22 protein-coding genes are annotated in these 21592 nt (G+C 42.7%); 5 read left to right on the top strand and 17 right to left on the bottom strand.

What is annotated here, in order from left to right; genetic code table 11:
• Nucleotide 1: 1 nt before the first annotated feature.
• The 3 genes from LX64_RS10845 to LX64_RS10835 form a co-directional block, all read right to left on the bottom strand.
• Nucleotides 2–559, bottom strand: a complete 558-nt coding sequence (locus tag LX64_RS10845) for a hypothetical protein (protein WP_111597685.1) — start codon at nt 557–559, stop codon at nt 2–4.
• 87 nt (nt 560–646) lie between these two features.
• Nucleotides 647–1630, bottom strand: a complete 984-nt coding sequence (locus LX64_RS10840; RefSeq protein ID WP_111597684.1) for a pyruvate dehydrogenase complex E1 component subunit beta — start codon at nt 1628–1630, stop codon at nt 647–649.
• Nucleotides 1631–1846: 216 nt separating this feature from the next.
• Nucleotides 1847–3019 carry an acetyl-CoA C-acyltransferase gene (locus LX64_RS10835; protein ID WP_111597683.1) on the bottom strand — a complete coding sequence of 391 codons (1173 nt, stop codon included), beginning with the start codon at nt 3017–3019 and terminating at the stop codon, nt 1847–1849.
• A gap of 184 nt (nt 3020–3203) precedes the next feature.
• Between LX64_RS10835 and dnaG the strand changes: the two genes are divergently transcribed.
• Nucleotides 3204–5150, top strand: a complete 1947-nt coding sequence (gene dnaG / locus LX64_RS10830; protein ID WP_111597682.1) for a DNA primase — start codon at nt 3204–3206, stop codon at nt 5148–5150.
• 70 nt (nt 5151–5220) lie between these two features.
• On the opposite strand, the gene LX64_RS10825 is transcribed toward dnaG, so the two are convergent.
• The 5 genes from LX64_RS10825 to LX64_RS10800 all read right to left on the bottom strand — a co-directional run bounded on the left by LX64_RS10825 (nt 5221) and on the right by LX64_RS10800 (nt 8981).
• A complete protein-coding gene (locus tag LX64_RS10825; protein ID WP_111597681.1) occupies nt 5221–5832 on the bottom strand; it encodes a hypothetical protein in 612 nt (203 codons plus the stop codon).
• On the bottom strand, nt 5808–6104 hold the full coding sequence (locus LX64_RS10820) for a hypothetical protein (RefSeq protein ID WP_111597680.1): 297 nt from the start codon (nt 6102–6104) through the stop codon (nt 5808–5810). Before LX64_RS10820 ends, LX64_RS10825 begins: the two co-directional genes overlap by 25 nt.
• 528 nt (nt 6105–6632) lie before the next feature.
• Nucleotides 6633–7133: a dihydrofolate reductase gene (locus tag LX64_RS10810; protein ID WP_111597678.1), complete on the bottom strand. Its 501-nt coding sequence runs from the start codon at nt 7131–7133 to the stop codon at nt 6633–6635.
• A 49-nt stretch (nt 7134–7182) separates the two neighbouring features.
• Nucleotides 7183–7977 carry a thymidylate synthase gene (locus tag LX64_RS10805; RefSeq protein ID WP_111597677.1) on the bottom strand — a complete coding sequence of 265 codons (795 nt, stop codon included), beginning with the start codon at nt 7975–7977 and terminating at the stop codon, nt 7183–7185.
• Nucleotides 7978–8063: 86 nt separating this feature from the next.
• Nucleotides 8064–8981 carry a hypothetical protein gene (locus LX64_RS10800; protein WP_111597676.1) on the bottom strand — a complete coding sequence of 306 codons (918 nt, stop codon included), beginning with the start codon at nt 8979–8981 and terminating at the stop codon, nt 8064–8066.
• A gap of 385 nt (nt 8982–9366) precedes the next feature.
• On the opposite strand from LX64_RS10800, the gene LX64_RS10795 reads away from it, so the two are divergent.
• Nucleotides 9367–9765, top strand: coding sequence for a hypothetical protein (locus LX64_RS10795; RefSeq protein ID WP_111597675.1), 399 nt, complete (start codon nt 9367–9369; stop codon nt 9763–9765).
• A 73-nt stretch (nt 9766–9838) separates the two neighbouring features.
• Here the strand turns inward: LX64_RS10795 and LX64_RS10790 are convergent, their stop codons facing one another.
• The gene (locus tag LX64_RS10790; RefSeq protein ID WP_111598128.1) at nt 9839–11017 is read right to left on the bottom strand and encodes a proline dehydrogenase family protein; all 1179 of its coding nucleotides are present in this window, start codon (nt 11015–11017) and stop codon (nt 9839–9841) included.
• 279 nt (nt 11018–11296) lie between these two features.
• Here LX64_RS10790 and LX64_RS10785 point away from each other — a divergent pair, with 279 nt between their 5' ends.
• The gene (locus LX64_RS10785) at nt 11297–12079 is read left to right on the top strand and encodes a FecR family protein (RefSeq protein ID WP_158538592.1); all 783 of its coding nucleotides are present in this window, start codon (nt 11297–11299) and stop codon (nt 12077–12079) included.
• A gap of 152 nt (nt 12080–12231) precedes the next feature.
• Here LX64_RS10785 and LX64_RS10780 read toward each other — a convergent pair whose 3' ends face one another.
• The 5 genes from LX64_RS10780 to LX64_RS10760 form a co-directional block, all read right to left on the bottom strand.
• Entirely contained in the window at nt 12232–12582 is a 351-nt protein-coding gene (locus LX64_RS10780) for a hypothetical protein (RefSeq protein WP_148707280.1), read from the bottom strand.
• Nucleotides 12583–12764: 182 nt separating this feature from the next.
• On the bottom strand, nt 12765–13916 hold the full coding sequence (locus LX64_RS10775; protein ID WP_111597672.1) for a chromate transporter: 1152 nt from the start codon (nt 13914–13916) through the stop codon (nt 12765–12767).
• A gap of 10 nt (nt 13917–13926) precedes the next feature.
• Nucleotides 13927–14457 (bottom strand): hypothetical protein, encoded by a 531-nt coding sequence (locus LX64_RS10770; protein WP_111597671.1) that lies wholly within the window; start codon nt 14455–14457, stop codon nt 13927–13929.
• A 58-nt stretch (nt 14458–14515) separates the two neighbouring features.
• On the bottom strand, nt 14516–15376 hold the full coding sequence (locus LX64_RS10765) for a chromate resistance protein ChrB domain-containing protein (protein WP_111597670.1): 861 nt from the start codon (nt 15374–15376) through the stop codon (nt 14516–14518).
• A gap of 146 nt (nt 15377–15522) precedes the next feature.
• Nucleotides 15523–16548: a sugar phosphate isomerase/epimerase family protein gene (locus tag LX64_RS10760; protein WP_111597669.1), complete on the bottom strand. Its 1026-nt coding sequence runs from the start codon at nt 16546–16548 to the stop codon at nt 15523–15525.
• Nucleotides 16549–16663: 115 nt separating this feature from the next.
• Between LX64_RS10760 and LX64_RS10755 the strand changes: the two genes are divergently transcribed.
• The gene (locus LX64_RS10755) at nt 16664–16882 is read left to right on the top strand and encodes a hypothetical protein (RefSeq protein WP_111598127.1); all 219 of its coding nucleotides are present in this window, start codon (nt 16664–16666) and stop codon (nt 16880–16882) included.
• A gap of 1 nt (nt 16883) precedes the next feature.
• Here LX64_RS10755 and recQ read toward each other — a convergent pair whose 3' ends face one another.
• Nucleotides 16884–19139, bottom strand: coding sequence for a DNA helicase RecQ (recQ, locus tag LX64_RS10750; RefSeq protein WP_111597668.1), 2256 nt, complete (start codon nt 19137–19139; stop codon nt 16884–16886).
• A gap of 306 nt (nt 19140–19445) precedes the next feature.
• Between recQ and LX64_RS10745 the strand changes: the two genes are divergently transcribed.
• A complete protein-coding gene (locus LX64_RS10745; protein WP_111597667.1) occupies nt 19446–20456 on the top strand; it encodes an LLM class flavin-dependent oxidoreductase in 1011 nt (336 codons plus the stop codon).
• A gap of 46 nt (nt 20457–20502) precedes the next feature.
• Here LX64_RS10745 and LX64_RS10740 read toward each other — a convergent pair whose 3' ends face one another.
• The gene (locus LX64_RS10740) at nt 20503–21153 is read right to left on the bottom strand and encodes a papain-like cysteine protease family protein (RefSeq protein ID WP_111597666.1); all 651 of its coding nucleotides are present in this window, start codon (nt 21151–21153) and stop codon (nt 20503–20505) included.
• A 194-nt stretch (nt 21154–21347) separates the two neighbouring features.
• On the bottom strand, nt 21348–21581 hold the full coding sequence (locus tag LX64_RS10735) for a hypothetical protein (RefSeq protein ID WP_148707279.1): 234 nt from the start codon (nt 21579–21581) through the stop codon (nt 21348–21350).
• Nucleotides 21582–21592: the final 11 nt, after the last annotated feature.

Below are 21592 nucleotides of genomic sequence, written 5' to 3'. Positions count from 1 at the left end.
ATTATATCACCGGTTCATAAAATACTGTACCCAATCTTTCGAAATGCGCCAAGTTATGGAGGCGGTTGAAGGATTGGGTTTCTGTTGTAGTACCGTCGGCAATGGCGGTAGATAATACATAATCTTGCTCAAACTGTATCTTCACCCCGAATGGCTCCCGGTTCGGTAGTTTTACATAATCGACTTGTTGGATGGTTTGGCCTACTATATGTTGGAAAGCCGGGTCGTTTGTAATTTCATAGTATTCAAATCCATAGTACGCTCCCATTTCCGAGTGACGCCATTGTTGCATGCGTGTTTCGAACTCGCTATAATCGTATATTCTTGTAGGTAAAGCCTCGCCAAATACAACGGGCGACCAGCGATCGCGTTCGTCGGTGGCTACAACAATGAGTTTTCCTGGGTTGAGGGTGAATACGAACCCGAATGACAGGTCGGTTTGCAGGGCATCGGGTTCGCCGAATGGTGGGTATACAACAATAAATAGGCGCTGAACAGTAAGCCCAGGGAGGCCATCGAAGCGGATGTCGTATTCGTGGTGAATATGGTGATTATGCATAGTGGGGGTGCATCTTTCGTTTAAAAACAAGAACGTCCCGGTGGTGTACCGGGACGCAACTTTTGGAATATGTTCTGTTAGAAGAAATTACTTCTTCATGTACATGACTTCTTTTACCAATTTCACAGTACGCTCAACATCTGGCAAGTATAATTTAACCAAGTTTGGTGCGTAGTGCATTGGAGCATCCGCAGCTGTAATACGACGGATAGGTGCATCTAAGTAATCAAAACCTTCTTTTTGGATACGGTAAGAAATCTCAGAAGAAACGCTAGAGAATGGCCATTGTTCTTCAACAATTACCAAACGGTTTGTTTTCTTAACAGATTCCAAGATCGTGAACCAGTCTAAAGGACGGATGGTACGTAAATCGATTACTTCTGCTTCGATACCTTCTTTTGCTAATTCTTCAGCAGCACCCAAAGCAACTTTCATCATTTTGTTGAAAGAAACGATGGTTACGTCTTTACCGGCACGTTTGATATCAGCTTTACCGATTGGGATGATGTATTCTTCTTCAGGCACTTCACCCATATCGCCATACATTTGCTCTGATTCCATGAAAACAACTGGGTCGTTATCGCGGATAGCGGCTTTCAATAAGCCTTTCGCATCGTACGGGTTAGAAACTGAAATTACTTTAAGACCTGGTATATTAGCATAATAACTTTCGAATGCAGTAGAGTGTTGTGCACCAAGTTGACCAGCAGAACCGTTAGGGCCGCGGAAAACGATTGGGCAACCTACCTGTCCACCACTCATAGCGAGCATTTTAGATGCTGTGTTCAAAATTTGGTCGAGTGCCAATACAGCGAAGTTCCATGTCATGAACTCCAATACTGGGCGTAAACCATTTTGGGCAGCTCCCACGCCAATAGCAGTAAAGCCAAGTTCTGCGATCGGGGTGTCGATTACTCTCTTAGGACCAAATTCATCCAGCATTCCCTGGCTTACTTTGTAGGCTCCATTATATTCTGCCACTTCTTCTCCCATCAGGAACACGCTTTCATCACGGCGCATTTCTTCTTGTAGGGCTTCTCTTAAGGCTTGTCTGAAAGCTATCTGACGCATTTTACTCTAAAATAAAATTTGAACATTAAGTTTTCCTTTTTATACAAAAGGCTGGGCAAAAATATCGTTTGTTCGCGAAAAAGCAAAGGAAAAAGGATAAAGGTGCGGTATTACTTCCACCATTCTTTCGTAATATATAGCACAACGGGCTTCCTTTCCTCCCGTAAACACGCGTTCACAAAAGGTTTGAAGCCCGAAGTTAAATATCTCTATTTTTTATACTTTTTCTATAATTATAGCGCTAGCGCCACCACCACCGTTGCAAATTCCCGCAACGCCATACTTTCCATTGTGCTGGTGTAAGATCGAATTCAAGGTTACCACAATCCTAGCTCCGCTACAACCAATAGGGTGACCCATTGATACAGCACCGCCCCAAACATTCACTTTGTCGTGCGACATACCCAAATCGCGCTCATTCGCAATAGGAACGCAAGAAAATGCCTCATTCACTTCCGCAAAATCCATATCCGCTACCGTTAAGTTCGCTTTCGCTAATGCCTTATTGATCGCTTTTACAGGGGTCGTAGTGAACCATTCCGGTGCTTGGCTGGCATCTGCGAAGCTAATGATCTTCGCCAACGGCTTCACACCCAGTTCTTTTACCTTCTCGCCACTCATTAATACCACGGCAGCGGCCCCATCGTTGATGTTCGATGCGTTTGCGGCAGTAATAGTACCATCTTTCTGGAAGGTAGGTTTCAAGGAAGGAATTTTGTCGAATTTTACTTTTTTGTAGTCTTCGTCTTCTGTAACTGTTACCGGCACTTTACCCCCGATTTCTACCGGTACTACTTCCTGGTTGTAATAACCTTTCTCCCACGCTGCTGCAGCCCGTTTATAACTTTCGATGGCATAAGCATCTTGGTCTTCACGGGTAATTTTATATTCCGTGGCACATAATTCGGCTGCATTACCCATGTGGAAATCTTTATAAGGGTCCCATAAACCATCACGGATAATACCATCGATTACGGTACCATGACCTAATTTATAACCATTACGCGCTTTATCTAAGTAGAAAGGTACATTGGTCATACTTTCCATACCACCGGCCACTACTACGTCATTCTCGCCCAATAAAATGCTTTGTGCGCCTAACATAATCGCTTTCATACCGGAAGCACATACTTTATTAACCGTAGTACAAGGTACTGTATTGGGCAAGCCTGCATAAATGCTCGCTTGGTTAGCGGGGGCTTGACCTAGGTTGGCGTTAATTACGTTACCCATATATACTTCTTGTACTTCATTGGCGGCAACACCGGCACGCTCTAAGGCAGCTTTAATTACAATAGCACCAAGCTGTGTTGCCGGTACTGAAGCTAAAGACCCATTCACACTCCCGATGGGCGTACGGGCTGTTGATACGATATATACTTCTTTCATTTGTCTAGCTATTTTTTGAAGCTTCCAAATTTAGCGATTTTGGGAGCCAAACGAACAGTCATTCAACGAAATACAAGACACCTATTATTTCGGCATGAATGATGAATTTTTTTCAAGGATTTAGTCATTTGTTTCGACCTCGTTAAATTTCCTTAGATTTGTACGTTTCAACGTACGTGCAATTTTGATTACACAAAATACCATACAGCAAATATTAAGTCGTATCGACGTTGTGGAGATCGTTGGTTCCTTTGTTCGTTTGAAGAAAAGGGGGACGAACTATTTGGGCTTATGTCCTTTCCACAACGAGAAATCACCATCGTTTACCGTATCGCCCAGCAAGGAAATTTACAAGTGCTTTGGTTGCGGTAAAAGTGGTAACGCTATTAACTTCCTCATGGAACACGAAAAGTATTCCTATGTAGAAGCATTGCGTTGGCTAGCGCAGAAGTATAATGTGGAGGTGGAAGAAACGGAGGTAAGCCCGGAAGTGCGGGAACGCCAGTTATTGGCCGATAGCTTGTATATCATCAATAACTTCGCGCGCGACTACTTCCAAGAAACGCTTACTAATAGTGAAGAAGGACAGAACATTGGTTTGTCGTACTTCGAAGAAAGAGGCTTTACGGCGGAAACCATCCAGAAATTCCAATTAGGCTATTGCCTCAATACCCGCGATGCCTTTGTAAATACAGCTATACAAAAGGGCTATAGCCTCGAGTACTTGCAAAAAACAGGCTTGGTAACCATTCGGAATGAACAACCGGCGGATAATTACCGCGGGCGTGTTATTTTCCCTATTCATAACCAATCGGGCAAAGTACTAGGCTTCGGTGCGCGTATTCTCGGTAAGCATGACAAAGCGCCGAAATACATCAACTCGCCCGAGAATGAAATCTACTTCAAGTCGAAAGTTTTATACGGTACTTACTTCGCTCGCCATGCCATCGATAAGCTCGATGAGTGTTTGCTAGTGGAAGGGTATACCGACGTTATTTCTTTACACCAAGCCGGGATCGAGAACGTGGTGGCCTCGAGTGGTACATCGCTTACGCAAGACCAGCTACGCCTTATTCGTAAATACACCAATAACCTCACTATTTTATACGATGGTGATAATGCCGGTGTGAAAGCGGCTTTGCGTGGTTTGGATATGGCAGTGGAAGAAGGACTGAATGTGAAGTTGGTGTTGATCCCTGATAAGGAAGATCCTGATAGTTACGTGCAGAAGATTGGGGCGGAAGCGTTCCGGGAATTTATTGCACAAAACAAGCAAGACTTTATTCTCTTCAAGTTGCATACATCATTGAAAGATGTGGGCAACGATACCCAAAGAAAATCGCAACTGGTAAACGAGATCGCGGAAACCATTGCGAAGATCGACAAGGTAGAGGATTTCACGAAGCAGCAAGATTATATTCGTCAATGTAGCACCCTCCTCAACATCGACGAAACCGCGATGGTGCAGTTGGTGAATAGGTTCATCCGCGAGAAGGTAACGAAGTTCGAACAAAAGAACCTCCCGCAGCAGCCACTTCCGAGCGACGAGGAAATGATGGCGGTGGACGATGCGCCTGTTGATAGCGAGTACTTATTTCATAAAGTAGAGAAGAATGAAAGGGAGTTAATTAAAATATTGCTTCGTTTCGGTGATAAAGTGTTCGACATAGAAGCCAATTCTTCCGTAGCGGATTATGTATTTAACCTACCGTATGATTTTGAATCGTTGATGGAGAACAGCCTTATTAAACGCATCCTCCACGATTACAAGGTATTGTATGATGAAGGCAATATCCCGGATAGGAAATGGTTCTTGTACCATGCCGACCAAGAAGTATCACAAATAACGGCCCGCATCTTAGAAGACAAAGAAGCTGAATTGAGTGCTAACTGGAAAGATCGTTTTGAGATCGACACTGTTTTCGGTGACAAAGCCTATAAGAAAGACACCATTTCTGCTACCAATTATCTTATTCTCCGTAAGATAAATGTGCTCATCCAAGAGAACCAACAAGAAATGGCGAATGCAACTGATTATGAAACCCAGTTGAGGTGTATAGAGGTACATAAACATCTGAAAGACTTAGTGAAGGAGTTAGTAGATGGTTTGGGTACTGTAATTGTGAAGTAAAGGGTATAAGAGCAAATCTAAAAAGGTAGGAAAGTAAATTTTCGTACTAACAACTTACACATTACTTAGATTATATAACGATAGAATATTTGTCTACTGTAGGCAAGAAATATCCTTTGATACAATCATGATTTCGAATACAGATTTGGATATGATCTTTTTCACGGAACCCTGCATTAGGGTAAAGCTCATCTCCTTCCCAGCATACTCCCCGGACGGAATCGAAAGAGGGTGAATTTTCATCATTCCTAATTCTGTGTACGCCTTCAATGACTGCACAATCAAGCCTTCGCAAGATTAAATCATCTCCATTTTGTAAAGGGCTATTAATTGGTATTGACAAATTATCATCTTCATAATTACCATAGATTAACTCATAAGCATTTTTTACGTGAGAAAGATTCTCATAATCCAGCAAATCCAAACAATTTCCCAAATCAATAACAGCTCCTAATACAGTAGGCTTAGTAATGGAATTTTTTAGTCCAGGTCGCTTACTTAAATAGGTTGCATATTCCAATGCCCTTGACGGGCTATTATCCCAGAAATAAATTCCATAACCTAACCAATCATCATCATTTTTACTTGGGAGTAATTTCTCCTTTCCAAGTATAATGGCATGTGCAACTTGCTCATCGCAGCCATGAAAGCCTAATACTAGACCACTTCTTTTTGAGTACATAATTTGGTTTTAGATTTTCTTTCTTTAATTTTTGCTTTGACTTCTGCTTCTGTTAAATATATAGGCGCTTCCTTCGTTCCAAAATTGAACTTATAAGGAGGCTGTAACCCTTTAGCTCGCCATGGTTTTCTAATAACACCTTGTTTATTAATTATGCGTATCCCTAGTAGAAAATCGAATCGCAGGTACTTATCTGCCATAATTCGTTTTGCGGCTTTTACCTGTATTGCTAGGTCTTCTTCGAACGTAAGGGGTTTTTCAAACTTTGGCATTCTCCTCATGTTAAAATTTTAAAATGTTATCATTATTGTGGACTACATTATTGGCGGTTACAAACTGTAATTTCTTCATACATATGGTTTTTAAGATTAACAATTATATCCCTGCATCTCTCATCACTAACAAACAAAATTCTACTGCATCGAGCTTCTTTTTTTATGCTCGAAGTGCATCGTATTTCAAAGCTAATAATTGGGAAAATACAAACATCAAAAACAAGTGATTTTTTAAAACGCACAATTTTAAATTCGGCTGTAACAGCCTACTGTATTATATTACAGCGAATCAATTATTTTTATTTTTGAAAACTAAGGAGTGAAAATAGAGGGAAAAACGGGATCTATAATTATTGTTTTATAGATCGTATGATAGTTATAAAATGATGTTGATGTATAGATAAAAATATGGGTGATAAACGGGGTATTATTATGAGAATTTTAGACACAATTATGCAAACAATACAAGTCCATTTCGATACTTTACATATCAATCAATTTAAAAAAACATACACCACAACATGCCTAGTCTTTCAATATGCGCTCCCATTTCTGGAAGTCATAATCATATTCGTTCTTCTCATCGGCATGATGTAATTCATTCGAAATAAGTTGCCATTCGCTGGCAGGAAGTGCGGGGAAATAAGCGTCGCCCTCTATATGGGCTTTTACGCGGGTGAGGTATACCCTATTGACGAATGGAAAGGCTTGTAAGAATATTTCTGTACCGCCGGTAATAAAGGCTTCTTGTACATCCCAAGCCTGCGCAGTAGCAATAGCAGCCTCAATAGAGCCTACTACTTGTACGCCTTCCGGTTGGTAGTTGGCTTGGCGGGTAATCACAATGTTCTGCCTGCCTGGTAAAGGCCTGCCGATTGATTCATACGTTTTTCTACCCATGATGATCGGGGAACCCCATGTCGTATTCTTGAAAAACTTTAAATCCGCGGATAGCTTCCAAGGTAATTGGTTATTGATGCCAATAACATTGTTCTCAGATGCTGCTACGATAATCGACAATAACATGATATGTAAAAAGAATAATAGTAAAATGAATACAAGAAAATAATAAAAATTATACTGCCACAGGTGCTTTAATGCTTGGATGCGCTTGGTAATCTTCCAACACAAAGTCTTCAAATTGGAAAGAGAAAATATCTTTCACAGCAGGATTAATTTTCATGGTAGGCAAAGAGAATGGTTGACGCGATAACTGCTCATTCGCCTGCTCTACGTGGTTGTTGTACAAGTGTACATCTCCAAATGTATGGATAAATTCACCCGGTTCTAAGTCGCACACCTGGGCAATCATCATCGTTAGCAATGCATACGATGCAATGTTGAAGGGAACGCCTAAGAACACGTCGGCACTACGTTGGTATAATTGGCAATCTAAACGACCATTTACCACGTTGAATTGGAACATACAATGACAAGGTGCCAATGCCATGTGCGGAATATCACCCACGTTCCATGCGTTCACAATTAAACGACGGGAATCGGGTTTGGTTTTAATCTGCTGAATTAACTCCGTAATTTGATCAATCACCGTACCATCAGCCGCTATCCAACTACGCCATTGTTTACCGTACACAGGACCGAGGTCGCCGTTTTCATCGGCCCACTCGTCCCAAATACGTACACCATGTTCTTTCAAATACTTGATATTCGTATCGCCTTGTAGGAACCACAGTAACTCGTATATAATCGATTTTAAATGCAACTTCTTCGTCGTTACCATGGGGAAACCATCTGCTAAATTAAAACGCATTTGGTAACCAAACACGCTGGTGGTGCCTGTTCCGGTACGATCTGTTTTCTTATTGCCTGTATCGATGATATGTTTGAGAAGAGCGAGGTATTGTTCCATGGGGCAAATATATATAAGTAATAGTAGATTTCATGGGGCTGACTTACTTATGTGATTTCCATTACAATACACTTTTTACTATCACCTCATTCCAGCAGGCTATATTTTGTACCAATAAGCGAGCGGTGTTTTTTACGGGTATTTACAGGTTGAAGCATGTGTTGCTCCTTTTTGCGCGGGGCAATACGCTTGATAGCCACGGTAGATTCCCGGTGAATGGTTTGTGGTATAACGTTTGCCAATGGTACTTCTTGCGTTACCGGCTTGGGATATACGCGGGCAATGCACACGGCGTTTTTATGCCCGGCTTTGATGCTGTATTCCCGGCTGTTTAGGATTTCTATGAATTCAATCCCGATAGAAACGAATAAATGCCTGTTATCGCCTGCTTGGAAGGGTACTTGTAAGGTAAGCCCATTGGGTAAGGCTTCATTGATAGCTAATGTGCTCGTTTTCACACACACGGTGTTCGTTTCATTTGTATCGAAATGAAGGGCATGCACGGCTGCCACCATTTTAAAATGCGTGGTGTTTTTGGGTGCGCGTATGTCGTACTGGGGATTGAACGAAGGCAGTGTTAATTCTGCCATTCCCGCTTTCCTGTTTAGGTGAATAGTGGGCGTTACATGGCACACCCTGTAGAAGTTAACGTCTTTATTAAACTGGAAATCGAGCAAAGCGTGCATATCGCCCCCTTCTACGGTACGATCGCCACGGATTAGCGATGTATCACTTTTAATGATTTCCAACAATTTAGACGACATCCGCCTATACATGGTTGTATCAGGACAAACATCTATAATTTGTTTGAACGCCAAGCGGATAGCCGCAGCCGTTTGTGCAGCCCTGCCAAATTCTTTACGATGGGAACGGATCTTTTCGTAACAATCGGCCTGCCAATTGGTAGGCTTGCGCTGGCGCGTGACGGTAAGATAGCCATTGGCTGTAGGGTAAAAAGCTACTTTATGTAAGTGCTTTGGATGGAGGTACATAGCGTTACTCATGGATGCAAATTTTATGGTGAAGCAAACTGGGTTATTAGCTATTATAGTATCAAATTTGGGTCCTTTTGAAGCGAAAAATGCCCTACCGGAAGTATATTTTATGTGTTTATATATAGCAGGTTCATCTCATCGATAGGTAGGAAAATGGAAGACGGAATTGGAGTAACCTGTCATAAGAAGTAACGATGGCAGCGCCGTTGAGAAGTAACAGCACGCTAAGGGTAAAACAAGGGAAACATCATCCCAATTAGCGTCAAAATACAGTGAATTTACACAGAAAGCACCTTGTAATTACATGGAATTTACATGGAAAGTACTTTGAAACTACGGTAGAAAGGCTCATTCACAATTAGTTAGGTACGAATCGCCCCTTATACACACCTTTATGCCACCAAATAATCCTACTTTCACCTTACTAATCAACGATATGCATACTACAATATTCAAAGAAATATGGCAGCGCGACATTATGCCATTGCAAGGCACCACCATCAAAACCCAAACCCGCCAACTTACCAATGAAATAGTAGCCGTTACCGGCACCCATCTTACCCGTATTAGCTCCAATCACCGCGAATCGTCTATTCCATACGAAAAGTTCGAAATCGTCTTTAACGAGCTTTTAAAGAACGGTACCATTACGCGGAAACAAATTGATACGTTGAACAAAAGCATACATCCAAAAATTCGGGCAGCTTCGATTATGATGGCGGTATTCGTGAAGGTGAAAGGAACGCATTACATCCATGAAACGGGGGAACTGGTTTGGTTGGATAGCTTCTAAATTACAAAAGGCCAGCTCTACGCGTAGAGCCGACCTTTCTCTTTATAATGTACAATAATATTTTCTCTAACAGTTACATTTTCCTGCGCTTCATTTCTTCTTTGATGAAACTTAATTCGCGGCCCATTTGCCCGCTCATTGAAGTGTTCTCTTGCGCACGGCGCAGTAGGTACGGTAATACGTCGCGTACTGGGCCATATGGTAAATATTTAGATACACGGTAGCCGGCATGTGCTAAGTTGAAGGAGATATTGTCGCTCATGCCATACAATTGTGAGAAGCTCACCCTTGGGTGTTGGTGTTCGTAGCCATTTTCATGGAGCAAGGTAGCGGCTAACATACAGCTATCTTCGTTGTGCGTACCTACGAAAAGTGCTAAATCTTGCAATCTTTCGATGCAATATTTTACACCTGCATTATAATCTCTATCCGTAGCTTCTTTATTTGGTTGGATCGGTGAAGGATACCCCATCTCTTCTGCGCGTTTGCGTTCTTTCTCCATATACGCACCGCGAACGAGTTTCGCGCCGAGTAAATAGCCTTTTGCTTTCGCTTTTTCGAAGGATGTTTTTAGGTAAGCGAGGCGATCGTGACGGTACATTTGGAAAGTGTTGTACACGATAACGGTTTGTTTGTTGAACAACTCCATCATCTCGTCGGTAAGATCATCTACCGGTTGTTGAATCCAAGATTCTTCGGCATCTACTAATACCCACACATTGTGTTTCGCGGCTGCTTCGCAGATTTGGTAGATACGTTTTTTAACGCGTGCGTATTCTTGTTGTTCGCTTTCGGTGAGTGTTTCGCCGGCATGGAGTTTTTCTAATAAAGAGAAACGAGCAAAGCCGGTAATTTTGATGCTCACGAATGGAACGTTTGGCTTGCTGGCGGCAAATTGAATAGCGCGGATGAATTCGGGCACTGCTTTATCGTAGTTTTCCTCTCCTTCCATCGCTTCTACACCGTAATCCAACACAACGCCTACATGGAACTTGTGTAAGTGGGCAACTGCTTTTGAAGCTTCTTCCAACGTTTCACCGCCACAAAATTGTTCAAAAATGGTGCTTTTAATAATACCCGTAATGGGCAAATGTAATTTTAATGCGATTGGTGTAAATATCCCGCCCAATTTCACTAACCAAGGCTTCCCGATATTGCTAAAAAGGAAATTAGCTTTTTTAAGCTCCTTATCCGTTTTGCTCTCGAAAGCGATGGCTGTATTCTCGAACGATAATGATAGCTGCGTTTTCATGGCCTGCAAAGTTAGGGCGCTACTGGCTACTAAACAAAAACTTAGCACAACATTAACATGTAACACTTTCATGCGATGTTGAACGCTATCAAATCAATACTATAAATTGTTGCGAAACGTTTAATAATAGCGCAAAAACTTTGTAATTCATCATTTGTACAAACAAAAAAATAAATGCAATTTTAATGCGAAAGAATTTTTCGTTCTTGACCGATCAATCTATCCATGGGCGCAATTAACACACAGCAACATTCTATAGCGCAAAAGCGAACCACAAATATGAAAAAAAGTAATAAGGGACAACGAAATGCCATTATCTTATTTGCTTTGATCTTATTGGCGGGCGCAGCTATCTATTATCCACGTATTGTCGTAACAAAACCTTCCACTTTACTTGACACAGCCGAACACTATACCAGCTATGAAAGTATTTCGGCACACCGTAAGAAAATTACCCTGCCAGATGGTTCCACCGCTATTCTCAACTCTTCTTCCCGGTTGTATGTGCCGAATTCATTCAGCCAATCGCACCGCGAAGTGATCTTAAACGGGGAAGCGTATTTCGACGTTAAACAAGACACTCAACACCCGTTTATCGTGAAAACCGATAAACTAACCGCCACTGTACTGGGCACCTGTTTCAAAATGCGGTCGCTTGAAACACAAAATGGCGCTACCCTGTATGTTATGTCGGGCAAGGTAAAAGTGGCCAAAAGCTACCACAGCGACACCGATAACCAGCCGGAAACATTGGAATGCGGCCAGATGGTGATGGCGAACAAACAAATCGACCTCATGGAAAAAGAAACCTTTGAAGTGAACGATTTGGAAAACTGGTTACAAGAAAAGGTGGAGTTCAAAGAAACCACCCTCCCACTCGCCTTGCGTAAAATCGAAGACTGGTACGGTATTGAAACGGAAATTAAAGGCTCTTACGATCCAAGCACCTTGGTATCAGCGAGTTTTAAAAATGCCAGCTTAGAACAAGTACTAGATGCACTGGGCGAGAAGCTTAAGTTCGACTATAAAGTAAAGGGCAACAAAGTGATTTTGAAGTTCTAAACAGCACTGATAGGGCTTTTCAGTGAACAATCTTACATTTGAATTGCCATAATCAATATGTTTGTTTTTTATTTAAACGACTGTATCCTACATAAAAAAATGCTGGCCGAGATATATTTCAGCCAGCATTTTTTTATGATATCATTATAGGATTATTCTTTATACAATAAGTGATCTTCCCGGTCTTCCACCTTCATATTACGAATCATTTCATCCACTTTATCACCTTCGTAATCGCTATAAGCACCGTACGCGTTAATGAAATAGCCAATATGACCTTTGGAATCTTCTACCAAGTATAGGATAGCCGAATCGCTGGGATTGGAATCGCCTTCAAAACGGTAGGTTTTAATAATGCTTAAGTGCGATGCATCGTAGACCTTTCCATCGCTTATACACTCAATTTGTCCACCTGGCGTAGGTCTGAACTCGTTATCATATCCCCTCTCTTTTAAAACTTCTAAAACCCCGGTGAGGGTTGTCATGCGATTTGATGTGTCCATAATATAAATTTTGAATCGTTTTAATAAAACACGTTGGCTATTATAAAGTTCACGCTTAAAAACGTATTAATCATTATACATTTCAGCTCATCGTTTACATATTTACACATTATTTTCCAGCATACAAACTTATCTTTTGAAGGAGGGGACAATGAAGAAGATACGTTGCCAATCTTACAGCATCATTGTTTAAAAAAATGAATCATTATACCTAGTAGGGCCGCTATAAGAATAACCAATGGTTCTGGTATTTTTTTAGATTGCCAAAGAACAATGGCGGTTATTAAGGCCATTGCAAGGGTATATCCATCTACAATGGCTCTTTTACCTAGCACAATTACTGCTCCTGCAATAGTGCCCGTTGCGGCCGCTGTTACGCCGTCTACGAAAGCTTTAATGCCGGGGTGCTTCCCATATTTTCGGAAATAAGGAGCGGGTAAAACAGTAAATAAATAACAAGGGAAAAATGTGGCAATAGCAGCTACGCAAGCACCCGGAAAACCGCTGATTAAAAAACCGATAAACCCAACTGTGATTACCACGGGGCCCGGCGTAATCATGGCTACTGCTACAGCATCCATGAATTGTTGTTCGTTTAACCAGCCATGCTCTTTCACTAAGCCACCATATAGAAATGGAACAATTGCTAGTCCACTTCCAAATACAAAAGCACCTGCTTTACAGAAAAAGAGGAACATTTGCCATAACGATTGCCCTTGCGGTGTGAATGAACTACTTAGCAGAAGAGGGATGGCAAAGGAAGAGGTGGTTTTACCGGTGAGTACTTTCTTATATTTCAAGCCATAGTAGACTATCCCGGCTGCTATGAAAATAACAACGTTTTCTTGTTCCAAGATCACAGTATAGCTTCCTGCTATCAAAAAAATACTCCATAACAGTTTATCCTTTCCTAACGTTTTCGTTGTTAGTTTATATGCACTAATTGTAATGATGCCAATAACAGCGGCGCCCACTCCGTAGAAAACTGCTTGCATTTGGGGAATGCCTTGGAAGGTGATGTAGATATACCCAATTGCAAGTACCATTAAAAACGAGGGTAGTACAAATGCTAGTCCTGCTAAAGTGGCGCCCCAAACACGGTAATGAATATAGCCAATATAGATGCCTAATTGGGCTGCTAAAGGGCCAGGGGCCAATTGGGCTAATGCCAAACCTTCTTTATAGTCGGCTTCTGTAATCCATGCTTTTCGTTCTACTAAGTCGCGGTACATATAGCCAGTGAGGGCTACGGGGCCGCCAAATCCCCATGTGCCTAGTTGTAGGAAGTATACGACCAATTGAGATAGCGTATATACAGGTACTTGTTGTTGCATGGTAAAAGTATTAGAAGGCTATACCAAATTGGAATCCTATCCCCACGGTAGAAGGTTTCTCGTTACCAAAGCGTGCGTTAACAGGGAGGGCTATAAAATAACTATGGTCTTTCTTTTTAAGCACTACTTTATTCAGTACGGCCGTTACACCATATCGTCCTGAAGTTTCAAACGCTGCCCGTTGAGCGAGTGTAAAGCCATTTCCTAGGCCAATGAGTACGCCGGGGTGGAAAAGCAGGTTATTCATTTTACTGGTACCGTCGGCGGCTCGAATAAATGGTACCACTTCTAATGAAAAGCCAATGGAAGAAGATTTCCAGATATTAATGCCTGTTGGGAGTCCTGCTACGTAAGCCCCATCAAAATTAAAATGGGCACCGCCATCACCGGCTGTAACAATGGGATGTAAGATGCCTACATACCCTGTAATACGTGGGTAAACGGGCGTGGCTTGTTGCGCGCATGCTGGTTGATGCGTGTTGAATAATAAGTAACCTAGTAGTACGAAAAGAAGATAAGTAGGTTTGAAAATAGACTTCATGACAGTATAAATTATACTGCAATGCTAGGAAGTGTATTACTCTTAGAATAGCATAGAATTAACTATTAGAATGCTTTTTACTTTTTAGCAGGAATTTCCTGTATTGTGATGGGGTTTGGGAGGTTTGTAGTTTAAAAATACGGGTAAAATGACTTTGATCTGAGAAGCCTGTGAGGTAGGCAATTTCAGTGAGATTGAGGGCTGGATTGGATAGTAATTCGATGGCTTTGTCGATCCTGATTTTCCGTATATACTCGCCGTAGGATAGGTTATCAAAATACTTGGAAAATTCGCGTGATAGGTAGGCTGGATGTAGGTCGAGGTCTTTCGATATTTCTTTCAAGCTTAGGCTTACACTGGTATCGATTTGATCTTGAATAAGGTGACGTATTTCTTTTGCCCATGCAGGTACTTTTTGTGTTGCATTTTTTTGCAGGTACTTATTGAATATTTCAAGTAGCATACTTTCTACCGGCCCTGTTTGTGTATGTTTTTGTTCATACAAATAGGTAGCCCAACTATATAGGCCATCGTAGATCGTCATGCCCAATTCTAGCAATTCATTATCATCCTGGATGTTATACGCTAAGCCTGCAAAGATGGCTTCTAGGCCCGCCGATTGTGCAGCAAAATCGTGTCGATCTGTATCTGCCCCTCTAACAATGGCAGCGATACGATCGAGGGCAGCATCTTTGATTTGATGTTTTTTTAGGAAATAGTCGAACGTACATTGATTTTCGTAATGGGAGTATTCTACGCCCGGCATATCGAAGGGAATAGCATCTTGAGCTATAGCTTGAGCAGCCACTTGGTCGTACGGCACATAAATGATTTCGCTAGTAGGATCGATAAAGCGTTTAATCAGCCAAGGACAGGCGATGCGGTCAATTTTTGGGCGATTCCGGGTGATCCATTTCATAAGGATTGTTTGAGTACTATAAAAGTAAGGAACGAAATCTATTCTTGGTAACTTCTAGTACTGCTTCATAATGGGTTGAATAAAAAACGGCCTTCTCTTAAAATATGAGAAGACCGTTCGAATGTTTTCCTGTTGTGATGGAAGAATTAACTTAATGCACTACCGTCTTTAATTAACAATGCTTTGGTTAATTTGATACCTTCTTCTTCAGAAACGGCTGTTCCTTCGTATTCGATACCGATGTGGCCGGTATAACCTGCGTCTTTCACAATTTTCAACATCTTAGCATAATCCGATTCAACACAGTTACCATTGGCGTCGAAATTGTATGTTTTAGCGCTTACACCTTTTGCGTATGGCATTAATTCCGTTACGCCGGTATAACGATCGTATTCTTCCAAGCATTTAGTAGCAGCCCACCCTGCCGGTGTATTTTCTGTAGGTTTTGTTCTGTTGATGCAGAAGTTACCGAAATCTGGTAAAGTACCGGCGTTTGGTAAGTTTACTTCTTTCATTACACCCGCCAACCATTTACCATTGGAAGAATTGCCGCCGTGGTTTTCAACGATCACGTTGATATTAAAATCTTTTGCGAAAGAGGCGAGTTTATGTAAACCTTCTGCGGCTGCTTTAGCAACAGCTTCTGGCGTACCTTCACCGGCAGCGTTTACACGGATAGCGTGGCAACCGAGGAATTGAGCCGCTTCTACCCACTCGTAGTGGTTTTCTACTGCTTTAATACGGGCAGCGGCGCTAGCATCGCCTAAGTTACCAAGCCCGTCGCACATGATTAACACGCTTGATACGCCGTTGTCGGCACAACGTTGTTTTAAATCGCCTAAATATGCCTTGTCTTTCGCTTTGTCTTTGAAGAATTGATTTACATATTCCACCGCATGAATATCGAATTCCTTGGCTGCACGTACAGGGAAATCGAGATGCGTCATTTTCCCTGCAAATAATGCATTATGGAACGACCATTCCGCTAATGAAATTTTGAAAAATAAGTCTTTGGCTGTTCCGGCAGCGCCGGCATTGGAGGTAGAGTCTTCGCTTTTCTTTTCAGTAGAACTGTTGTTGCATGCTGCTAATACAGCCGGTGCTACGGAGGCACCTGCCGCGAAAATGCCTAGCTGGCGTAAGAATGCCCTACGGTTGTTGTTGTTTGTCATAATGTAGAATTTAATGCGGTGAAGAAACGTGGAATATGTTCTTACTAACAAAATACAATTATATCCGGGTATTTTACCCATTCGTTCCAAAAAATTTCCATCGTACATTCATACTATGAAGAAATACAATAGCGGTGCACCGACGGGTGTAATTAGTTACCAATACGGGGCTGGTTATATTTCGATTTTATTCGAGGGAGGGCATACGTATACGTATACTTACCAGTCGGCCGGTAAAGTACATGTAGAACAAATGAAGCGGTTAGCGGATGCACAAAAAGGTTTGAATACTTATATCAACCAGCACCACCCGGTGTTTGCAGAGAAACGATAAGCTACGCTTGCTCTAACATCCATTGGTAATGATTCACCAAGGCGCGTAGTTCGCTATAGGAATACCCATCCCCAAACTTCTCTTTCAAGGCATTTAACCCGAAGTTGCCGGTTTGCTTAATATACTCCATTACCCCGCGTACTTTGGCTGGTGCCACTAATTGCGTTACTTCCAATTCGCCTGTACGAACAAAGGCGGTTAAGTGATTTTCGACCGTGCTTTGCGTGATACCCCGTTCTGCCATGATGGCTTGAATGGAAAGGCCGTCGATATATAATTGTAGCGTTTGGCGGGAGCTGTCGCCTGCTGTGGGTTTCGATTTCTTGGCAACGGGTGTAGGCTTCTTCCCTACTTTGGAATGCATTTGCGTGGGCAAATGGTTGCGAAGGCAATAGTCTTGTACTTCTTCTAGGAAAGCATCGCCATACTTTGCCAACTTCACATCACCAAAACCGGAGATACCCGAGAGATGGGATTTTGTTAACGGTAAGAAAGTGGCTAGTTCTAGCAAGGTAGCATCTGAGAAAACGATGTAAGGTGGTACGTTTTCGCGGGTAGCAATGGTTTTACGTAGTTGCTTTAATGCTTGTAATAAAGGTTGTTGTACCGGTACAATTTGCGATGGTGCGAACTGCGGTTCGAAGTTGGCGAATGTACTGCTTGGCGCCACGGGTTTCATGCCCGGTGCTTTCGGTAATGCCTTCGTCGTGGTTTTACTTGTTTTGCCTGCTTTGCCTTCTTCAAGGGAGCTGGCAGTAAGCATAACAGGTTCGTTATGCTTAAGCACGTTCCAACTTTGCTGGGTGAGTTGCAGCACGGGGTATTCGCCTTGCGATTGTTGCAAGTACCCGAGTTGCACGAGTTCACGGGCAATTTGTTTCCATTGATCCTTGCTGTATTCTTTACCGATACCATAGGTTTTCAGCGCGCTGTGTTCGTGCTTTACGGCGGCGCCTCCACGTAAAAGATCTATTACGTAGTTGATGCCGAAGCGTTCTTGCAAGCGGTATACGGCGCTAAGTATTTTTTGGGCGGCAATGGTACCATCGGCTTTATCGTTATTGCTAAGGCAGCGATCGCAGCTACCGCAATAATCGGGGGCTTGTTCGTCGAAGTAATTCAGTAAGTACTTCCGGCGGCACATATAGGTTTCGCAGAAGCCGGCCATTTGGTCGAGCTTCTTTTGTAGTACTTCGCTTTGCGCCGTATTGCCTTCTACTACTACCATTTTCTTTAGCTTGAACAAGTCGCCTGCACTGTAGTAAAGAATGGCTTCACTTGGCAATCCATCGCGACCGGCGCGGCCTGTTTCTTGGTAGTATCCTTCGATGTTCTTGGGCAGGTCGGCATGCATTACGAAACGCACGTTACTTTTGTTGATACCCATCCCGAAGGCGATGGTAGCCACCATTACGCGTACTTCATCGCGGAGAAACTTCTCTTGGCGTTCGTCGCGTATACTTCTTTCTAAACCGGCGTGATAGGCCAGGGCTTCGATACCGGCTTTTTGGAGATCTTCTGCGAGCGATTCGGTACCTGCCCGGGAGAGGCAGTAGATAATCCCGGAATCGTCGTTATGTTCATGCAAATACTCCAATACTTGTTGGAAGTATTGTTTCTTCGGTTTTACGATGTATTGAATATTAGGCCTGTTGAAAGAGTTTTCGAATAATCGGAAGTTCTTCAGGGCCAGTTTCTCTATAATATCCTTCCTTGTTAATGCATCGGCTGTGGCGGTGAGCGCGATCATGGGCACTTTGGGGAATTGGGATTTTAATTGTCCTAATGCCAAGTATTCCGGTCTAAAATCGTGCCCCCACTGGCTAATACAGTGTGCTTCATCGATGGCGATGAGGGATATATTGAATTGCGCAAGGTATTGTAAGAATTTACCATCGCCGCCGATGAGTCGTTCCGGGGCGAGGTATAACAGTTTAATATCCCCTTTCCGGAGCTGGTGGAAAACCGTGGTTTGTTCCGTGCTGGATAAGGAGGAATTGATGAAAGCAGCGCCTATGCCGTTTTGTTGTAAAGCATCTACTTGGTCCTTCATCAACGCAATTAAGGGCGATACTACGAGTGTAATACCTCCCAAGGCCAATGCCGGCAATTGATAGCAAATGGATTTACCGCCGCCGGTGGGCATAATCACCATCGTGTCTTTACCGGCCATTACATGCTCGATAATTTCCTGTTGGTTGTGCCTAAACTCGGTATACCCGAAATGATGCTTTAAAAGAGTTAACAATTTCTGCATAGCTCACACATTACATCCTGTTTGCGACAAATATATGATAACGGAATAATTGCTTCGGAACTATTTAAATAACAAAAATTCATATTTATCCAAACATAGCTACCACCCTACGTTTGCGCGGAATTATTTTTTTAGGTTTTAAAATTTTGAAAGGAATGAAAAAAGCGTTAATGCCTTGCTGTAATAGGAAACCCCGGGGAACGGCCGGGTTTCAAAGGAATAAGACAATTCCCTTACATTTTTCTCTTAAAAAATGATTCTCTTTGGGGAATATATGGATAGATGACTTAATTAAATTTCAGCACGATGAGAAAGATCCAATTAAGCATCCTCGATCAATCGCAAATCAGGAGAGGAAGTAATGCAAGGGAAGCCATTCAAGAATCCAGCGCGCTTGTACGCTTAGCCGATGAGCTGGGCTATACGCGGTACTGGGTATCGGAACACCACAATATCGTTTGGTTAGCCGGTTCTACACCGGAAGTATTAATCGCGCACCTAGCGGGCGAATCGAAACGCATCCGCGTAGGTTCTGGCGGCATTATGTTACCTAATCATAGCACATTGAAGGTGGCAGAGAATTTCCGCATGTTGGAAACCATTTTCCCGAACCGCATCGACCTAGGTATTGGTCGTGCCCCCGGGGGCGACCGTATCACGGCTTATTTACTAAACCCCTCTAATCAATTCAAGGAAAGCGACTTTATTCAGCAACTAGCTGATTTAAAAAGCTTTTTAAAAGACGATTTGGACATGGGTGGTACACATGGCTCTGTAACAGCCATTCCACAAACAGATACGCAACCCGAGTTATGGATATTAACGAGCAGCGGCGGTAGTAGTGCCATTGCGGCACATTACGGCATGGCTGTATCATTCGCACAATTCATTAACCCGTATGGTGGCCCGGAAGCCTTAGACCATTACCGTGCACACTTCAGGCCTAGCCCCGAATTGCAGGAACCTACGGCCAACGTGGGCATATTTGCATTTGTAGCAGAAGAGGAAGAGAAAGTACGGGAATGGCAGATGCAAATGGATCACCGCATATTGCATATCGAGAAAGGGAGGAATGAAGCCATGCCTTCGTTGGAGGAGATCAAGGAAATAGAATATACGCCGGAGGAAAGTGCCCGTATACGTTATAACCGTGGCAGGATGATATGTGGAACGCCGCAAGAGATGCAAACGAAATTGCTGGCCTTGGCCGACCGTTACGATGTAAATGAACTGGTTATTTCCACCATTGCCGACGAGGTGGAAGACCGCATGAACTCGTACAAGATTTTAGCGAATTTATTTGATTTAAAAGGATAAGGATGTCCCCGTTACGCAAAGTTGCTTTGCGTAACGGGGTGCCTACTTAGCTTCTTGTTACCCATACCTTCAGCGCCATAAAGCACCTACTTTGGAAGGTATTCCAATCCCATTCTTGCCGCGATTGGTTTGTTGGCCAAGGATCGCGCAACACTACTTTATCGGGTTGGTAGCCGATAATATTCCCGTAATTATCGTAGACATTGGAATAATAAATAGCCGTTAGCACGTACGCATGACCTACCCCGCCGTTCGGGTTATTCAGCCCTACGATTAGTGGCCATTTACCAGATAAACCTGTTACAATTTCGTTCACCGTGGTAACACCGCCCTGTGCGTGAATGGCGGAGTAACGGCCATTTGCATCGGGCGCCCAGCCGGATAATGCGCGGAGCATTTTTTGTTCATCGGCGGGTTCATTGGCGAAAGGAGAAATAAAGATCCGCTCTACAATTGAGCTTTGGAGCACGTATAGGCCATGGTAATTGAGCACCATTTGAATACAGGCCGCCCAGCACCAGTTCGACTGTTGTTGTCGCCCACCGTTTACGGCATTGGCTTGCATAGCTTGGAATTCGGCAGAGGGAACGCCGCAGCTGAAATAGTTCTGACCGAGTTGTTGACAGGAAGTTTGTGCATGTAGATTTGTGGATAGCAGGATACAGGCGCATCCTAGCCATACGAGTAGCTTTTTCATTGTTGCGATTTTGGGGTATAGAATTTAATTTTTAGTGCTTACGCTTTGGGGTGGAACCAGTATTCCAAATAAAAGCTACAACAATTTACGGCAACCGGCAAGATTTGGTTTTAAAAAACCGGTCTTCCCCCTAACAAAAAATCGTTCACACATCAATCATTGACATGCAAACGATTTCAATATACGAAGGAAGATTATCCCATTTGGTGAATAAAAAACCCGATAATCATTAACGACACAATACCGCAGAAACTTACAAACAGCACGAAGTTCAACTTCTTCACTTGTTTCCGATCGCCGGGTGAAAGTTTATCAACCGATTCTACTTGCGCATCCGACACAATTTTCGCGATTTTCCGCCTGATCGATAACAATATCACTATCCATAGAACGATTAAGGCAATGAAAAAATAGCTGAGAGATGACATGACTGTAACGC

This window comes from Chitinophaga skermanii (genome assembly GCF_003259335.1).
GTDB lineage: Bacteria > Bacteroidota > Bacteroidia > Chitinophagales > Chitinophagaceae > Chitinophaga > Chitinophaga skermanii.
Note: the sequence above shows the minus strand (reverse complement) of the source record. Positions and strands in the feature narration are given on the sequence as shown.

What these genes read in the sequence shown, in the direction of transcription:
- LX64_RS10845 (WP_111597685.1), bottom strand. Translation starts at nt 559, where the DNA reads ATGCATAATCACCATATTCACCACGAATACGACATCCGCTTCGATGGC.
- LX64_RS10790 (WP_111598128.1), bottom strand. Translation starts at nt 11,017, where the DNA reads ATGAAAACGCAGCTATCATTATCGTTCGAGAATACAGCCATCGCTTTC.
- LX64_RS10745 (WP_111597667.1), top strand. Translation starts at nt 19,446, where the DNA reads ATGAGAAAGATCCAATTAAGCATCCTCGATCAATCGCAAATCAGGAGA.
- LX64_RS10795 (WP_111597675.1), top strand. Translation starts at nt 9,367, where the DNA reads ATGCCACCAAATAATCCTACTTTCACCTTACTAATCAACGATATGCAT.
- LX64_RS10735 (WP_148707279.1), bottom strand. Translation starts at nt 21,581, where the DNA reads ATGTCATCTCTCAGCTATTTTTTCATTGCCTTAATCGTTCTATGGATA.
- LX64_RS10785 (WP_158538592.1), top strand. Translation starts at nt 11,297, where the DNA reads ATGAAAAAAAGTAATAAGGGACAACGAAATGCCATTATCTTATTTGCT.
- LX64_RS10820 (WP_111597680.1), bottom strand. Translation starts at nt 6,104, where the DNA reads ATGCCAAAGTTTGAAAAACCCCTTACGTTCGAAGAAGACCTAGCAATA.
- recQ (WP_111597668.1), bottom strand. Translation starts at nt 19,139, where the DNA reads ATGCAGAAATTGTTAACTCTTTTAAAGCATCATTTCGGGTATACCGAG.
- LX64_RS10840 (WP_111597684.1), bottom strand. Translation starts at nt 1,630, where the DNA reads ATGCGTCAGATAGCTTTCAGACAAGCCTTAAGAGAAGCCCTACAAGAA.
- LX64_RS10775 (WP_111597672.1), bottom strand. Translation starts at nt 13,916, where the DNA reads ATGCAACAACAAGTACCTGTATATACGCTATCTCAATTGGTCGTATAC.
- LX64_RS10825 (WP_111597681.1), bottom strand. Translation starts at nt 5,832, where the DNA reads ATGTACTCAAAAAGAAGTGGTCTAGTATTAGGCTTTCATGGCTGCGAT.
- LX64_RS10765 (WP_111597670.1), bottom strand. Translation starts at nt 15,376, where the DNA reads ATGAAATGGATCACCCGGAATCGCCCAAAAATTGACCGCATCGCCTGT.
- LX64_RS10810 (WP_111597678.1), bottom strand. Translation starts at nt 7,133, where the DNA reads ATGTTATTGTCGATTATCGTAGCAGCATCTGAGAACAATGTTATTGGC.
- LX64_RS10800 (WP_111597676.1), bottom strand. Translation starts at nt 8,981, where the DNA reads ATGAGTAACGCTATGTACCTCCATCCAAAGCACTTACATAAAGTAGCT.
- LX64_RS10740 (WP_111597666.1), bottom strand. Translation starts at nt 21,153, where the DNA reads ATGAAAAAGCTACTCGTATGGCTAGGATGCGCCTGTATCCTGCTATCC.
- LX64_RS10805 (WP_111597677.1), bottom strand. Translation starts at nt 7,977, where the DNA reads ATGGAACAATACCTCGCTCTTCTCAAACATATCATCGATACAGGCAAT.
- LX64_RS10755 (WP_111598127.1), top strand. Translation starts at nt 16,664, where the DNA reads ATGAAGAAATACAATAGCGGTGCACCGACGGGTGTAATTAGTTACCAA.
- LX64_RS10835 (WP_111597683.1), bottom strand. Translation starts at nt 3,019, where the DNA reads ATGAAAGAAGTATATATCGTATCAACAGCCCGTACGCCCATCGGGAGT.
- LX64_RS10770 (WP_111597671.1), bottom strand. Translation starts at nt 14,457, where the DNA reads ATGAAGTCTATTTTCAAACCTACTTATCTTCTTTTCGTACTACTAGGT.
- LX64_RS10780 (WP_148707280.1), bottom strand. Translation starts at nt 12,582, where the DNA reads ATGGACACATCAAATCGCATGACAACCCTCACCGGGGTTTTAGAAGTT.
- LX64_RS10760 (WP_111597669.1), bottom strand. Translation starts at nt 16,548, where the DNA reads ATGACAAACAACAACAACCGTAGGGCATTCTTACGCCAGCTAGGCATT.